This window comes from Deinococcus humi, assembly GCF_014201875.1.
GTDB classification, from domain to species: Bacteria; Deinococcota; Deinococci; order Deinococcales; family Deinococcaceae; genus Deinococcus; species Deinococcus humi.
Window position 1 is genome coordinate 59,072 of record NZ_JACHFL010000006.1, and the last position, 13,936, is coordinate 73,007.

Consider the following 13,936-nt stretch of genomic DNA (forward strand, 5'->3'; position numbering starts at 1 on the left):
AAAAACGATTCGATAGAAGAGGTTCGTTCACATGTGGCCTCCATCCAACGTGGCGCTTCAACTCGACTTCGGAATCAAGAGTTTAGAACAGTCGGCAGTAGTGGTGAGGAAAAGCGTGGTATTCATGCCCTCATCGAATGTGGCCCCTGCGCCCTTTAAAAGTAGGGTGAGGTTCTCACCCATACGCGCTGTGTGGCTGCATAGCTTGCCTGGACACCTCACGCTGCAAGGATGAGCCTGCCAGCTGTTGGGCTGAAGTACGCTGGACTGACCACTGGGTGAACGGCACCTGGACGCGTTAAGATCGAACCATGAGTGAATCCGGTCCTGCCCTTTCACGTCGCGTGACGAGCCTGAATGTGGCGCGGTTGGCCGGTGTGGAACGCTCGACTGTCTCACTGGTGTTAAACGGCAAAGCAATGGGCCGTGTGACTCCCGCTGTGCAGGCCCTAGTCTGGCAGGCCGCCAATCAACTTGGCTACCGTCCAAACGCTGCGGCGCGTACCCTTCGCTTGGGGGAGCCACGTGCCGTGGCTCTGGTCGTCCCGCAAGCTGTCAATCCGTTTTTCGCACCGGTTCTGCATGGCGCCACGGTGGAAGCGCGGCGGCGCGGCTACGCGGTGGTGCTGATTGACGCTGAGGACGACGGAGCGTGGCATGAGCGCCTGCTCGATACCCTCTCGCGGCAATCCGTGTCCGGCCTCCTGCTGTGGAGCGCGCTTGATGACACCACTCTGGGTGCCTGGAGAGACCGCATTGTGCTGGTTGAAGACACCCGTTCTGGTGTCCCTTCTGTCCTGCTTGATGTCGAAAGTGGAACGCGCCAGGTGGCGAGTCACCTCCTGAAACTGGGTCACCGGCGTTTCGGTTACTTGGCTGCCCGCTCCCCGCATCCCACTTTCGCGCGCCGGAAGGCAGCCTTTCTTGAAGCCCTGAGGCAGGAGGCGGGCACCTTCGTATGGAACGAAGTTGATGCACCATTTGAATTGGACGCGGCACTGCAGGCGGCGGCAGCGCTTCTGCAAGACCCCCAACGGCCAACAGCCCTCTTTTGCGATGATGACCTGCTCGCCGCTGGTGCTTACAAGGCGGCGCGTTCTCTGGGGTTGCGTATTCCGGCAGACGTCTCGGTGGTGGGCTTTAATGATGTGCCACTGGCGCGCGTGCTGGAACCGGAATTAACGACAGTGGCGGCGGAGCCCTCTGTGCTGGGTGTGCGGGCGGTTGCCACGCTCCTTGATCTTCTCGAGGGGCAAATTGCCGCGCCGTTTGTCTTGGAGACACGCTTGATCGTGCGCGATTCCACAGGCTCACCCCCAGAGTAAAGAGGTCCTTGTTTTCGGAGGGGTCTCAGCGTACAGTCTAGTCACACGTGTGACTTAGGAGGTATGCTCGTGATACTTGCTGCCGGGTCCGTCAACATCGACACCACTCTCTACCTGCCGCACTTCCCCAGTGCAGGCGAAACGCTCCGTGGAATCCCCGCCTCACCCACTCTTGGCGGCAAGGGAGCAAACCAGGCAGCCGCCAGTGCCCGGTATGGCGTGCCCACCACCCTGCTCAGCCGCGTCAGCCACGATGATGACGAACGCCAGATCCCTGACCCCTGACGCGGTCCTCCCTCCTTTGCTGCACCTTCAGCTGATTCGTGACCCTCAATCCCCAACCGGTCAAGCCCACGTGTACCTCACCGCCGCCGACGAAAACCACATCGTCGTGCTACCCGGCGCCAATTACCAGCTGTGCCCCTCCGATATCCCAGACCTGGTGGGCGTTACGCACCTTCCCCTGCAACTGGAGACCCCTACCCCCACTGTTCAGACCCTGGCCCTGATGGGCCGCTCACAGCACGTGACAGTCGTCCTGAACGCCTCTCCCGCGACTGAGGTCACCCCTGAACTGCTCCGTGTCGTTGACCTTCTGATTGTGAATGAAGGCGAGGCGCGTGACCTTGCCCAGACCCCAGCTGAACCCCCCCTGCATCAGGTGGCCGCCACCCTGTGCCGCAGCGGACCCAGTGTGGTCATTACCCGCGGCGCACACGGCAGTCTGGCCCTTCACAACGATCCGCTCATTGATACTTCAGGCTACCCGGTCAAGGCCGTGAGCACGGTTGGTGCTGGAGACGCGTTCACCGGCACGTTCGTGGCGGCCCTGTCTCTCGGTACGCCTTGGGCAGAAGCCCTGATTCATGCCAATGCGGCAGGTGCACTCACCTGCACTCGTCCCGGTGCGCTTGAGGCGCAACCTTTCTGGCCAGAGCTCACCGCTTTTCTGCAGTCTCAAGGAGACCCGAATGAGAAAATTCATTATTGACACCGATACCGGCAGCGACGACGCTGTTGCCCTCGTCATGGCTCTACGAGACGAGACAGTCGATGTCCTGGCGCTCACAATCGTCGCTGGCAATGTCCCCATGAAGCAGGGTGCCCAGAACGCGCTGTATACCGTTGAGCTCTGCGGACGGACCACCCCAGTCTACGAAGGCCTGGCCGCACCGATCATGCGGCCCCTCCAGACCGCGCAGTTCGTTCATGGCGAGGATGGCATGGGTGACCTCGGCCTGCCCCTGTTTGGCCGCGTGCCTGCTGACGGACACGCCGTGGACATACTGATCGACACCATCAACCGCTTTCCCGGCGAAATCACGCTCGTGACCCTCGGGCCGTTGAGCAACGTCGCCTTGGCGCTGCTGCGTGACCCAAGCATTGCCGGCAAACTACACGCCTGCTATGTCATGGGCGGCGTCGGACAAGGCCCCGGCAACATCACGCCTGTGGGTGAATACAACATCTGGGCTGACCCAGAGGCCGCCGACATTGTCTTCAGTGCCGGCCTACCGCTGACCATGATCGGCTGGGATGTGTCCTGGAAGTACGCCACGTTCGCGCCTGATGACGTGCAGCGCCTGCGTGAGATCGGCACCCCCCTCGCTCACTTCTGTGTTGATATTCAAGCGGTTCTGGATGTCTGGGCCAAAGAGAATACTGACATCCCCGGGTTTGATCTGCCGGATCCGATTGCTATGGCGGTTGCTCTTGACGAACGGATCGCCACCACCATTCGTGAACGCTACGTCAAAGTAGAAACCCACAGTGAGCTGTGCCGCGGCCAAACGATGGTCGATCATCTTCGCTCCACCCAGCAACCCCCGAATACCCGTATCGTCCTGGACGCGGACCGCGACCGTTTTATGGCCATGCTGCACCGCGCGGTCGCTCCATCCCTGAGTCCGGCATGACCAGCGATCGCTTCCGCGTCCTGCCCAAAGTTGAACTGCACCTTCATCTCGATTGCTCACTAAGTTTCGGAGCTGTGCGCACCCTCAAGCCCGAGGTGACGTTTGACGAGTACAGTTCCGACTTCGTATCCCCCGCCCGAGTCACTGACCTGGCCGATCTCTTGCGGCGCAATGCCCGCAGTCTGGCACTGCAGCAGAATTCCCAAGGTCTTGAGCTGGCTGTGCATGACCTGATGCGTCAGTTGCGTGAAGACGGCGTCATCTACGCATAACTGCGCTTCGCACCTCTTCAGCATCTTGAAGCTGGACTTCAACCGGAACAGGTGGTGCAGATAGTCAATGACGCGCTGGAACAGGCCATTGTGGACACCGGGGTCGAAGCACGTCTCATTCTGTGTACGCTCCGGCACTTCTCTACAGCAGACAGTTTGCGCACGGCACATCTGGTGCATGCGTTCGAGGGCACTCTCGTGGTCGGACTCGACCTCGCTGGGAACGAAGCTGGCCACAGTCTCGACGCCCACATTGCGACCTTCGACTATGCCCACCAGCATGGCCTGTCCTGTACGGCGCACGCCGGCGAAGCTCTGGGCGCGCAGAGTGTCCTTGAGACGCTTGATCGGCTCAACCCGTCCCGTATCGGCCATGGAGTCCGCAGCATCGAAGAGCCTGCTCTGCTGAACGAACTCAAACGGCGCCACGTGCACCTGGAAGTGTGCCCGACTTGCAACATTCAGATCGGAATCTTCGAATCACTTTCTGCACACCCGGTGGACCAGCTGTACCGGGCCGGTGTTTCCGTCGGGATCAACACAGATACGCGGACCCTGACGCCCACCACTCTCAGCGCGGAGTACGCGCACTTGGCGGCCACATTCTGCTGGACCCACCATGATTTCCTTCGCAGCAACATGATGGCCCTCGACGCCAGCTTCGCTGAACCAGCCGTAAAAACCCGGCTTCAGTCGGTGCTCGAGCGCGCCTATGCCTGAGAGGTTCTGGCAACTTAACGTCAGTAGGCTGTTGAGCTGTGACTGCAAGCCCTATCGCCACCGTTTCCCCTCAGCGTCATTGGTGACGCCTTGCGGCTGTCTCACCGTTTTCCCCTCAGCCAACGTGACGTTCAGAGAACGCCTCCACGAGCGGGGCCTCCAGGTCAGTCACGAAAAGAAAGCGCCAGTGGAACATCAAATTATCTCCGCTTCTCGCCGAAGAATTGCCTCAGCGTGAGCCCCGCCGGGGCTCACGCTGGCTTTTGGACGTTACGGTGCGTCCAGGGCGGCGGGATACAGCACTGGTGGTGGCGGGCGGTTGATGAGCGGGGCGACGTCCTCGACCTCCTGCTTGAGGAACACCGAGAGACGAAAGCGGCCAAGTCCTTTTTCGTGCGCTTGTTGAGGGAATACGACGTGCCAGAGGTCCTTCACACCGAAAAATTGTGGAGCGATGGAGCAGCGCAACGGGAAATTCCCGTGCTCCACACCGTGGAGCACGTTCAAGTGGTTTCCACTGCCCGCGGCAACACCCTCGTGGAAGGGTCACATCGCAGGGCACAGCAACACGAACGGAGCCAGCTCGGCTTCAAACGACGGCGACAAACGCAGGAACTCCTCGCGCTCCACGCCCGAATCTCGAACCTTCACCACCATGCCCGAACAACCATCCCCGCTGTCCTTAACCGAAGCAACCAAACTGCAGCACTGCTCCTCTGGCACGAGGCGCTGCAGCAGGCGGCTTGAGAATCAAATCGCCTGCTGCGCAACTTCGGCCCCGCTGAGATTAAGTTGCCAGAACCCTGCTGCCTGAGGCGGTCGAGTTGTTGCGCGCCTGGAAAGAAGGTCAGGCCAGGCAGCGGGCGCGGCGCCAGTGCAAGGGCGAGCCCTGCAGAAAGGGTGACTTCGCCTTCACGCGTCCGGACGATGCGCCGCCCAACCCCGACTCGCTCCGGAAACTGTTCCACAAGCTGTGCGACAAATCGGGTGTCAGGACCAGCACCATCCACGGGCTGCGGCATACTTACGTCACGATGATGGCGGACTTGGGCGTATCGATCGACATCATTGCCAGGCTGGTGGGCCGTAAAAATTCCGACATCACGCGCGACGTGTACCGGCACCTGTTCGAGGGAAAGAGGCGGTCCAGTCCATGCCGCCCCTGTTCGGGGACGGCGACAGGCAATAGCAGCATGGAACAGAGATAGGAAAGCGCGGCCGCGCTTTCCCATGCCAAGATTAGGCTGAGTGGCCCGTCCACCGCCGCACCGCCCCGACACCGGCCTGTACAGCCTGGGTTGGAAACGCTCGCCGGCCGATCCGGTGGTCCTGAGCGGGCAGCTCAGCGGCGCGATGCTGCTCGAGGCGCTGGCCACCCTGGATGGCCAGGGACTGCTCCGCTGCTCCGGAGAACACGCAGTGACCGGAGCGTTTCATTCTTTTCCCTCGCTCACCCTCCGTTTCACCTTTACAGGAGACTTGATGGACTACCCGTCCGTTCACCGCCTCAGCAGCGAGATGCAGCGTCACCTGCACGGCCAACCTCAACTCGCCCGAACCTTCGCCCAGTGCTTTCCAAACACCCTGGAAACTACGGTCCGCCTGCTGGACGACGGCACCAGCTTCGTGTTCACCGGTGACATCCCGGCCATGTGGCTGCGGGACTCCTCGGCCCAGGTCAGCCCCTACCTGCCGCTCGCCCGCCATGATCCGGACCTGCGCCGCCTGATTTCGGGTCTGATCAGACGCCAGGCCGGGTATCTCGCCACCGACCCCTACGCCAACGCCTTCAACGCCCAACCCGACGGCAGCGGCCACACGGGTGATCTTCCCCCGCAGGGATCCTGGGTCTGGGAGCGCAAGTTTGAGCTGGATTCGCTGTGCTACCCGGTGTCGCTGCTGTGGCGCTACTGGCAGGCCACGGACGACCGCAGCGTGTTCACACCGGGGGTCGTGCGGATGCTGGACATCGTGCTGGGCGTGATGCGCACCGAGCAGCGTCACGAGACCTCGCCCTACCGCTTCGAGCGCCCTGACCCCCTGTTGCCCAGCGACACCCTGCCCCGAGGCGGCCGCGGCTCGCCGGTAGGCTTCACGGGGATGGTCTGGTCGGGTTTTCGCCCCAGCGACGACGCCTGCACCTACGGCTACTTGTTGCCGGCCAACATGTTCGCGGTCGTTGTGCTCGGTCAGCTGGCTCAGATGGCCAAGGAGGTGCTGGATGATCAAGAGTTGGCCACACGTGCCTTGACTTTGCAGGCGGAGATCGAGCGCGGCATCCAGACCCACGGTGTGGTCGAGCACTCTACCTATGGACGGATGTACGCCTACGAAACGGATGGCCTGGGCCATCACCTGCTGATGGACGACGCCAACGTGCCCAGCCTGCTCTCCATACCGTACCTGGGCTACCGCCCGGCCGACGACCCCATCTACCGGAACACCCGGCGCTTCGTGCTCAGCCCGGACAATCCATACTTCTTCCAGGGGCGCCAGGCGGCGGGCGTGGGGAGTCCGCATACGCCGGGCGGGCTGATCTGGCCGATCGCTCTGGCCATGCAGGGGCTGACCTCGACTGATCCGCAGGAGCAGAGCCGTCTGCTGGACACGCTGTGCGCCACCACCGGCGGCACCGACTACATGCATGAGAGCTTCCACCCGGACGCCCCCACCCACTTCACCCGGCCCTGGTTTGCCTGGGCCAACAGCCTGTTCGCGGAGTTCGTTCTGCACGTCAAGGGGCGCAACCTGATCCCGGACGCCCACGCCGGAAGAGCCCTGTGACCGCGCGCCCCTGGCCCGATCTGAGTTCTAACCGGTGTCCCCTGAGCCCGCGCCCGGAGCGCCTGGGCTGGCTGACTCCGGTTTCCGAAGAAGAGCGAAGAGCGCCGTGGGGCGACGGCCCTTCACGCCCGGCTGAACCCCGACGGCTCTCTGTATCTACGCGGGCTGCTCGCGCCGGAGACCGTGCTTGACTTCCGCCGCTATTTCTTCGAGACCCTCGCGCCTAGCGGCCTGACCCGGCCCGGCACCCCGCCCCAGGAGGGCCTCGCTGGGCCCCACCCGGAGGCGGCAGAGGTGCGCGCGACGCTGTTCGGCGAGAGATCGTTCCCGGCGAGCGCTATGAGGCGCTGTGCCGGGCCCCGGAACTGCTGGGGGTGTTCCGAGACCTGCTGGGTCCAAACCTGCACCGCTGCAAACTGATCCGCCACGTGCGTCTTGATTCAAAGGGAGGCTGCGTGGCGCTGCACAGGACTACCGTGACGTCGTGACGCTCGGCCGCTTCCCGCAGCAGGGCGATGGCTGGCGCCAGGACGTGGTGCGGCAGGGCCTGCACCTCATCCAGCACCAGGACACTGCCCTTAAGCCGGTGCAGTTTGCGCAGCCGGCGCGGCTCCCCGGCCCCCAGGACCTCAATGGCCTGCACGGTGGTGGTGACGACCACCGGCGCGTCCCAGTTCTCGGTGGCCAGCTGGAGGTGCGGGGGCTGCTCAGCGCGGCGGCGCAGGTCCAGGGCGCTGTGGGGCTGGTGAGTGGGACGGCCATGACCAGGCGTGAGATCTGCGGCGCGGTGGGCTGCTCTGCCCGTGCCCCTGCCAGCGTCAGGGCAAACGCTGTGGTCGCCAGGGTCTTGCCGCCCCCGGTGGGCACGGGCAGACGGAACAGACGCTGCCCACCGCCTGCGGCGCGCCGTCCCGCCTGCCAGAAGGTCTGGAACACTTCTGCCCGGACCTGCTGCACCACCCGGGCCTTGCGGGCCAGCTGCCGCTCCAGGAACCGCACCGGCCCTCCTCAAAGCGGGAGGCCACGTCCAACAACGTCAGACTGCGCCGCTGGACCGCGCGCTGCGGATTGAGATGCTCCTCGGTGGCCGTCCAGTCGGCGTCCACCAACTGGCTGGTCAGCATGTGGATCATCAGGTCCACCTGCGTGCCGTCCATCAGGTCCAGTCCGGCTGGGGGCACAGCCAGGGCCTGCAGATCCGCGACGGTGGGATGCCCGTCGATCTGTGCGGTGGCCCAGACTTGCCGGGCCGACTGTACCTTGAGGGCGTCCGAGAGGCCTTTGCGCAGATCGTCCTAGGACACTGAGCGGCAGCTGTGCGTGTATGACCTGGAGCGGGCCACAACGACGGTGCTGGGGCCGCTGGAAGACATCTGGCGTGACCGGATCCCGGTGGTGCGCCTGCCGGACGCGACGGTGCTGGCCAGAACCTTGTCGGGATTGCTGGTGCGTTTCGCGCCGGAGGGAGGCGTCCTGGAACGGGTGCGCGTGGGCAAACGGGTGCTGACCTCACTATCGCTGATGGGGGAGGTGGTGTGTTTTGGCACGCAGAGTGCGCAGGTCAGGGCCTGGACGTGGACGGCCCTGCCCGTGGTGGGCGTCGCGGGAGCAAGGGCCTGAGTGGTTCGGCAAGAGGCTTGCGGAAATGAACGTCTACACGACGAACCGCCCCGACTGCCTCAGCGCAGTTCGTCGCTGTGAGCAAACCTATCGCCAACGTCGAGGACAGCATTCATCTCAGCGAATGAGGGGCTGCTGAAGGCAACAGAGAACTGAAAGAGGCCGTGTTCTAGATTGCGTTCCAGCGTGACTGCCTCTGCAACCCGTTCGCCCCAGCCCTGGCTGGCCACCGTCCTCGCCCTGCTCCTCGGTCCATGGGGTGCGCTGTACACCGGTGGCGTCTTTGCCTTCCTGGTTTTGTTGGTGTATCTGGCGCTGCTGTGCCTCGTGGGCCTGCCACCGCAGGGACGCGGCGCGGCAGCGGCGCTGGTGGCCGGCGCCGGCGCGTTTGTCTGGTCTCGTCTGTCACTGGGGGCAAAGTTGCCCCCAGCCCTGCGCCGCTTTGACCGCCTCTCGGTGCCTCAGGCGCTGCTGCTGGGAGTCGTGATTTTTGGGACGCTGCTGCTCATGACCCGCACGGCCGTCACCGTGATCAACTACCGCGGCTACTCGATGGCGCCGGCGCTGATCTCCGGGGACCAGGCCTCGGCGGTGCTGGCGCCGGCGCTGCGCGGCGAGGTGCATCGGGGAGACCTGATCAGCTTCAGATATCCCGGCGCAAAGGCCACCATCGTTTCGCGGGTTGTTGGGGTGGCTGGGGACACGGTCGAGGTCCGGCGCGGCGTGTTGCTTGTGGGGGAACAGGTCGCCGATGACCCGGCCGCGTTCGCGGCGTTGCAGGCCGCCGGCTGCGTGGACGAGGAATTGTTCTTCAACAACCGCGCCGTGGCGAAAAGGCTTGGCGCCGTGGGCGAGGAGGAAGATCCAGCGCCGGTCCCCGTCCCCGTGGGCTCGGTGGCGGTCATCTCGGACAACCGCTCGGACCTGTTCCCAGACTCGCGGGCGTTCGGTTTTTTACCGCTGTCGGAAATTCGCGCCAAGGTGATTGTGTCCCGGCCAGATTACGCGGGCATGCGTCCAGAAGATTGCCTGCTGCCTACGAATCCAAGACGTTGAGCGGCGTCTTTTCAAGAGGTCAGGGTTGATCTCATCGCATTGAAAATACGGGCACCCGGACTGACCCCCGCGGCGCTCAGCGAATCAACAGGGTTGCGGCCACCAGGACCGACAGCAGGGCAGCGACCACATGGTCACCGCCGTTCAGGGAAGGGGTTGGGGCCGGGCGCCGCGGCTAGGGTGGGATTAGCGCGACAGGTAGGCGAGCAGATTGGTGTCCGCGATGCACACCGCGCGGCCCAGGTGACGGGCGTGCAGCAGCCCCAGGCGAATGTGGTTGCGGATGGTGCGGTCCGTGACCCGGGCCATCTGGGCCACTTCGAGAATGGTGTACATGCGTTCGGGAGCGGCCTGCAGCTTGGCTTTTTCACGTGTTCTCCAGAGGGGGCCATATTCAAGACGTCTTGAACGGCCTGGAAACGGGGAGGGTGACTTCGTCTTCACGCGTCCGGACGGTGCGCCGCCCAACCCCGACTCGCTCCGGAAGCTGTTCCTCACGCTGTGCGACAAGGCCGGCGTCAGGACCATCACCATCCACGGACTGCGGCACACGTACGTCACCTTGATGGCGGACCAGGGCATGTCGATCGACATCGTCGCCAAACTGGTGGGCCATCAAAATTCCGCCATCACGCGCGACGTATACCGGCACCTGTTCGAGGGGAAGCTCGAGCAGGCGGTTCGGGCGATGCCCGCGCTATTCAAGAACGGCGTCGGCGACTAGAAGTAGGGGCAGGGAAAGCGCGGCCGCGCGCTCCCTGCCCTTGCCTGTTCCGCGAGTGTTGCCGCAGCGGCGTTTTCCATTCGGTGCCGCCTGTTCTACTGCACACCACGCTTCCACCAGACCGCGCTCCCACCATCAGCGAGTCTGCACCTGACCTCATCCAGACCGAAGCAGTGGTGCCATCACCCATCGGGCGGGGACACAGGCACCAGCCCTGGCCCGAATCGAAGGGGGAAGCCTCTGCGTGCGCTGGCCGCATCACCTGATCATGGGCCGATCACGGGGGCGCCGGAATACGGTAGACGGCTGAAGCGTACACTAAAGTACCGGGTGACCGCGCCAGCTGTCCTGCCCCACCGGGTGTGGGCGGCAACGTGCAACGACTCGGGAAGCAAAGCTCGGAGGCCTGCAAGAGTGCTCGGCACGTACGCCTGGCAATCGGGGGATACATGAAGGTTTCAGCGTTGGGGTGCTGCCTGGCTCTCGCCCTTGCGGCGCTGCACGGCGCGGGAGCGGCGCAGGAGCCGGGGTTGATGCTAGTGAATTTCAGTGTTCCGGAACCCACACCTGTTGGTAGCGTAGGGCGCGCGGCTGCGGATCCGCCTGTCACTCTCTGTGCGCTAGCGTCCGGATCGGGTGTACTCGGAACTGCGCGTGATCGGGCGGTTGTATTTCGACAACGGGGCCAGCAAATCCATCGTGCAGGCCATCGAGGTGAAGTGATGGCCGTGCTCCGCGGAAGCTGACCTGTGGACACCCTGCGCAGACCCTTCTTTCTCGGCGCGGCGCTGTGCCTGCTGCTGGCCGTGCTGATCGAACTGGGCCAGTCCTTCCTGCTCGCGGGCGGGCAGGCGCGGCCGGGCTTCGGCGTGCGCGCCCTGGCTCTGGTCGATGGGACGCTGCTGTATACCGTCTTGCTGATGGGCCTGGCCCTGGTCGTACCGGAGCGCCTCCAGGGCCGTGCGCAGGGCGTCGTGACGCTGCTGCTGTCGCTGCTGCTGCTGCTGGCCGTGATCCTGATGGGCCTCACGGCCTTCGTGGCCCTGACCGTCATGCTGGGGCTGCTGCTGTCCTTCTTCGGCTTTCCCGTGTACCTGGGGCTGTTCGGGCATTTCGACCGCGCCGGCACCGCCGCCACCCTGGCGTTGCTGATGACCCTGAAACTGGGGTTCGTGGTGCTGCTGGTGTTGTCCCAGCCGCGCTTTCTCCAGAACCGCAGCCTGGTCCTGCTGACCCTAACGTCGGTGGTGAGCGGCCTGCTGCTGGCGTGGCTGCACGCCCTGGTGCCGGGCCTGCTCGTCAGCGTGACCGACGCCATCGGCGGTGTGGTGATCGCCATCCTGGCGTTCATCTGGGGCCTGCTGCTGCTCATCGGCGGAGCAGTGTCCACCGTGAAGAGCATCCGCCTGCGGGTGTAGGGATGGCCGGGTAGACGCGGCACCAGGCGATGTCAGTTCGCCCGCGACAGGCCCCTCACCCCAGGGCAGAGGGAACCAGCAGGCCACCGCGCCCGGGACTCTCCCGCCCCATCCTGGATTACGGCCCGCCCTGCTGGATGCTGCACGCCGTCAGCAGGCAGGTCACGATGACCTGAGCGCCGTCACGCGACACGTCCACGGTCACGTCGTGGCGGCCGTCCCTGACTTTCGCCGGTTCCGGATTGCCCTTCAGGTCGCCGTACAGCAGTTGCACCTGAAACGGCTGCGGACTACGCAGGCGCAGGTCACGGGTCACAGCGCTGGTCCAGGGCAGGGCGCGCAGCACGTATGAGCAGCCCTGCCCCGCGGCCAGCGACAGCACCTTCGGATCGGTGCAGGAACCCAGCAACGCCTGGATGTCGCTGTCCTGCACGGGCCGGTGGCGGACCAGCCGCGCCCCCAGCCCCTGGGTCCACGCGGGCGTATCCGGTCGACCATCGGCGTCCGTGGGACCATCCCTGCGGGTGAAGCTCAGGCCCACTGCCACATAGGCCGCGAGGATCAGCAGCGCCAGCAGGACGAAAAACACGCGGGGGCTCACGGCTGGTCCGGAACCCGCAGCATGTCGTCGCGGAACCGAAGGTTCGGACTGATGAATACGGGGGATATGAAGCGTTGACAGACCAGGGGGCCACGTCTGCACGGGCCGAGCGACACGGCGACATCGACCTGGCTGACCTTCGTGACGGGCTGACCGGCTGCCGGGGTGGTACTGATCACCTGTTCGGCGGGCACCACATTCGAATAACTGCGGCCAAGCGTGAACTTCGTGATCCCGGCCTGTTGCAGGGCGATGACGGCTGCCGACGCCGCGCTGCCCACGACGTTCGGCATGGGGAAGCTGGCCGGGCCGCTGGACGCGACCAGGGTCACGGCCGTGCCCCGCGCCACTTTGGTGCCCTGATCCGGCTCCGGGCGGATGACCAGGCCCTGCGCGACGGTATCGCTGTTCTCCTGCTTGGGCGTGTCTACGACCTTCAGGCCGGCCGCCGCGATGAGATTCTGGGCCTCCACGAGGCTCTGGCCCGCCACGATTGGCACCGTCGCCTGCCGGTTCCCGAGCAGGACATACGCGCCGATGCCGCTCAGCAGCACCACGGCGGCCACGATCACCACCCACCACGGGAAGGGCTTTCTGGGCGGGGGCGGGGTTACCTGGAGGGTCACGCTCTGGCCCTGCACCACGTCGTCGGGGGACGTCACGTCCTGCATGTCCAGGCGCAGGATGTGCTGGCCTTCCGGGGCCGTGGGCGGGAGGGTGAACTTCACTGTGTACTGCTGAGTGCCCGCGATCGGGAAGACCCGTTCGGCGTCCCCCTGTACGGTTCCCCAGGCGGCACGGTCAGTGACCGGGGGCTGCCACGTCAGCAACGCGCGCCCCTGGAGGGGACGGCCGCTGACGTTGGTGACCACGAAGGTCGCCTCGCCCTGGCGATCGGGGCTCAGGGTCACGGTGTTGGTCGCGGTGGTGATGGTGAACGCTCCGGGCATGGAGACTCCTGGGGGTAGAGGTTAGATGGGGCCCGACCTGTTCCCAAACACGTGCGGGCTTCCTTCCGAGAGGGCGGAGAACTGGCGGCGTCTGGGCGACGAACGCACACCCGGCGCGGTGCCGGATGTCTGGGGCGGTGGATCAGGACGCCAGGATCTTGGCGATGGCGGCCACGATCAGACCGACGTTCACGGCCCACACCCATGGGCGCAGGTGGGCGAGGTAACCACCGAAACTGCGATCGCCAGCACTCACGGAGGGGGTGCTGCCCGCGCCGCTGGCCCACGACAGAACAGCGATGGCGATAAAGGCCACGCCGAAGGCGACCACGTCCGCGCCGGGCGAGAGCAGCAGCCTGGAGACCCCGCAGGCGGCCCCGGCGAGCAGGATCAGGACGAAGCCGAGCCATACAGGTAACCAGCCGAGGATGGTGTCGAACCGACCGCTACTGGACGTGCTGCTGGTGGACATAACGGTTCCCCCTGTGAAGACGCGAATGGTGGACACAGGCCTCGGAGGCGTCTTCAGGTCATGGGCCTCCCCTCCTGC

General features: G+C 64.7%; 18 protein-coding genes and 1 pseudogene. 15 read left to right on the forward strand and 4 right to left on the reverse strand.

Features of this window, described 5'->3' with window-relative positions:
• Positions 1-311 precede the first annotated feature (311 nt).
• The 13 genes and pseudogenes from HNQ08_RS12800 (at position 312) to lepB (ending at position 9,693) form a co-directional block, all read left to right on the forward strand.
• Complete coding sequence (locus HNQ08_RS12800) at positions 312-1,325, forward strand: LacI family DNA-binding transcriptional regulator (RefSeq protein WP_184132623.1); 1,014 nt, start codon at positions 312-314, stop codon at positions 1,323-1,325.
• Between the two features lie 63 nt (positions 1,326-1,388).
• Complete coding sequence (locus tag HNQ08_RS12805) at positions 1,389-1,610, forward strand: PfkB family carbohydrate kinase (protein WP_184132626.1); 222 nt, start codon at positions 1,389-1,391, stop codon at positions 1,608-1,610.
• Positions 1,582-2,316 carry a PfkB family carbohydrate kinase gene (locus tag HNQ08_RS12810; RefSeq protein WP_244977147.1) on the forward strand — a complete coding sequence of 245 codons (735 nt, stop codon included), beginning with the start codon at positions 1,582-1,584 and terminating at the stop codon, positions 2,314-2,316. The genes HNQ08_RS12805 and HNQ08_RS12810 overlap by 29 nt, the downstream gene beginning before the upstream one ends.
• Positions 2,297-3,241 carry a nucleoside hydrolase gene (locus tag HNQ08_RS12815; RefSeq protein ID WP_184132632.1) on the forward strand — a complete coding sequence of 315 codons (945 nt, stop codon included), beginning with the start codon at positions 2,297-2,299 and terminating at the stop codon, positions 3,239-3,241. Before HNQ08_RS12810 ends, HNQ08_RS12815 begins: the two co-directional genes overlap by 20 nt.
• Positions 3,238-3,513, forward strand: coding sequence for an amidohydrolase family protein (locus HNQ08_RS12820; RefSeq protein WP_184132636.1), 276 nt, complete (start codon positions 3,238-3,240; stop codon positions 3,511-3,513). Before HNQ08_RS12815 ends, HNQ08_RS12820 begins: the two co-directional genes overlap by 4 nt.
• The gene (gene add / locus HNQ08_RS12825; RefSeq protein WP_184133182.1) at positions 3,514-4,233 is read left to right on the forward strand and encodes an adenosine deaminase; all 720 of its coding nucleotides are present in this window, start codon (positions 3,514-3,516) and stop codon (positions 4,231-4,233) included.
• Positions 4,226-4,980, forward strand: a pseudogene (locus tag HNQ08_RS12830) (IS6 family transposase). Before add ends, HNQ08_RS12830 begins: the two are co-directional and overlap by 8 nt.
• A 77-nt stretch (positions 4,981-5,057) precedes the next feature.
• A complete protein-coding gene (locus HNQ08_RS12835) occupies positions 5,058-5,441 on the forward strand; it encodes a tyrosine-type recombinase/integrase (RefSeq protein ID WP_184132638.1) in 384 nt (127 codons plus the stop codon).
• Between the two features lie 40 nt (positions 5,442-5,481).
• Positions 5,482-7,017 carry a glycoside hydrolase family 125 protein gene (locus HNQ08_RS12840; protein WP_229790028.1) on the forward strand — a complete coding sequence of 512 codons (1,536 nt, stop codon included), beginning with the start codon at positions 5,482-5,484 and terminating at the stop codon, positions 7,015-7,017.
• 484 nt (positions 7,018-7,501) lie between these two features.
• A complete protein-coding gene (locus HNQ08_RS12845) occupies positions 7,502-8,089 on the forward strand; it encodes a hypothetical protein (RefSeq protein ID WP_184132641.1) in 588 nt (195 codons plus the stop codon).
• A 1-nt stretch (position 8,090) separates the two neighbouring features.
• Positions 8,091-8,324: a hypothetical protein gene (locus HNQ08_RS12850; protein ID WP_184132644.1), complete on the forward strand. Its 234-nt coding sequence runs from the start codon at positions 8,091-8,093 to the stop codon at positions 8,322-8,324.
• Positions 8,325-8,337: 13 nt separating this feature from the next.
• A complete protein-coding gene (locus HNQ08_RS12855; RefSeq protein ID WP_184132646.1) occupies positions 8,338-8,637 on the forward strand; it encodes a hypothetical protein in 300 nt (99 codons plus the stop codon).
• A 186-nt stretch (positions 8,638-8,823) separates the two neighbouring features.
• On the forward strand, positions 8,824-9,693 hold the full coding sequence (gene lepB, locus HNQ08_RS27390; RefSeq protein ID WP_184132649.1) for a signal peptidase I: 870 nt from the start codon (positions 8,824-8,826) through the stop codon (positions 9,691-9,693).
• A gap of 186 nt (positions 9,694-9,879) precedes the next feature.
• Here lepB and HNQ08_RS12865 read toward each other — a convergent pair whose 3' ends face one another.
• A complete protein-coding gene (locus tag HNQ08_RS12865) occupies positions 9,880-10,029 on the reverse strand; it encodes a helix-turn-helix domain-containing protein (protein ID WP_184132652.1) in 150 nt (49 codons plus the stop codon).
• A gap of 22 nt (positions 10,030-10,051) precedes the next feature.
• Between HNQ08_RS12865 and HNQ08_RS12870 the strand changes: the two genes are divergently transcribed.
• Positions 10,052-10,417 carry a tyrosine-type recombinase/integrase gene (locus HNQ08_RS12870; RefSeq protein WP_184132655.1) on the forward strand — a complete coding sequence of 122 codons (366 nt, stop codon included), beginning with the start codon at positions 10,052-10,054 and terminating at the stop codon, positions 10,415-10,417.
• Between the two features lie 749 nt (positions 10,418-11,166).
• Entirely contained in the window at positions 11,167-11,835 is a 669-nt protein-coding gene (locus HNQ08_RS12875) for a hypothetical protein (RefSeq protein ID WP_184132659.1), read from the forward strand.
• A 118-nt stretch (positions 11,836-11,953) separates the two neighbouring features.
• Here HNQ08_RS12875 and HNQ08_RS12880 read toward each other — a convergent pair whose 3' ends face one another.
• From HNQ08_RS12880 to HNQ08_RS12890, 3 genes are all read right to left on the reverse strand, one after another.
• The gene (locus HNQ08_RS12880) at positions 11,954-12,436 is read right to left on the reverse strand and encodes a hypothetical protein (RefSeq protein WP_184132662.1); all 483 of its coding nucleotides are present in this window, start codon (positions 12,434-12,436) and stop codon (positions 11,954-11,956) included.
• Positions 12,433-13,386 carry a PASTA domain-containing protein gene (locus tag HNQ08_RS12885; protein WP_184132665.1) on the reverse strand — a complete coding sequence of 318 codons (954 nt, stop codon included), beginning with the start codon at positions 13,384-13,386 and terminating at the stop codon, positions 12,433-12,435. Before HNQ08_RS12885 ends, HNQ08_RS12880 begins: the two co-directional genes overlap by 4 nt.
• Before the next feature lie 142 nt (positions 13,387-13,528).
• The gene (locus HNQ08_RS12890; protein WP_184132668.1) at positions 13,529-13,858 is read right to left on the reverse strand and encodes a hypothetical protein; all 330 of its coding nucleotides are present in this window, start codon (positions 13,856-13,858) and stop codon (positions 13,529-13,531) included.
• Positions 13,859-13,936: the final 78 nt, after the last annotated feature.

Bases quoted from the DNA above. Each gene is read 5' to 3' on its own strand.
- HNQ08_RS12810 (WP_244977147.1), top strand. From the start codon at position 1,582: ATGACGAACGCCAGATCCCTGACCCCTGACGCGGTCCTCCCTCCTTTG.
- HNQ08_RS12865 (WP_184132652.1), bottom strand. From the start codon at position 10,029: ATGTACACCATTCTCGAAGTGGCCCAGATGGCCCGGGTCACGGACCGC.
- HNQ08_RS12805 (WP_184132626.1), top strand. From the start codon at position 1,389: ATGCTCGTGATACTTGCTGCCGGGTCCGTCAACATCGACACCACTCTC.
- HNQ08_RS12890 (WP_184132668.1), bottom strand. From the start codon at position 13,858: ATGTCCACCAGCAGCACGTCCAGTAGCGGTCGGTTCGACACCATCCTC.
- HNQ08_RS12850 (WP_184132644.1), top strand. From the start codon at position 8,091: ATGCTCCTCGGTGGCCGTCCAGTCGGCGTCCACCAACTGGCTGGTCAG.
- HNQ08_RS12815 (WP_184132632.1), top strand. From the start codon at position 2,297: ATGAGAAAATTCATTATTGACACCGATACCGGCAGCGACGACGCTGTT.
- HNQ08_RS12820 (WP_184132636.1), top strand. From the start codon at position 3,238: ATGACCAGCGATCGCTTCCGCGTCCTGCCCAAAGTTGAACTGCACCTT.
- HNQ08_RS12885 (WP_184132665.1), bottom strand. From the start codon at position 13,386: ATGCCCGGAGCGTTCACCATCACCACCGCGACCAACACCGTGACCCTG.
- HNQ08_RS12800 (WP_184132623.1), top strand. From the start codon at position 312: ATGAGTGAATCCGGTCCTGCCCTTTCACGTCGCGTGACGAGCCTGAAT.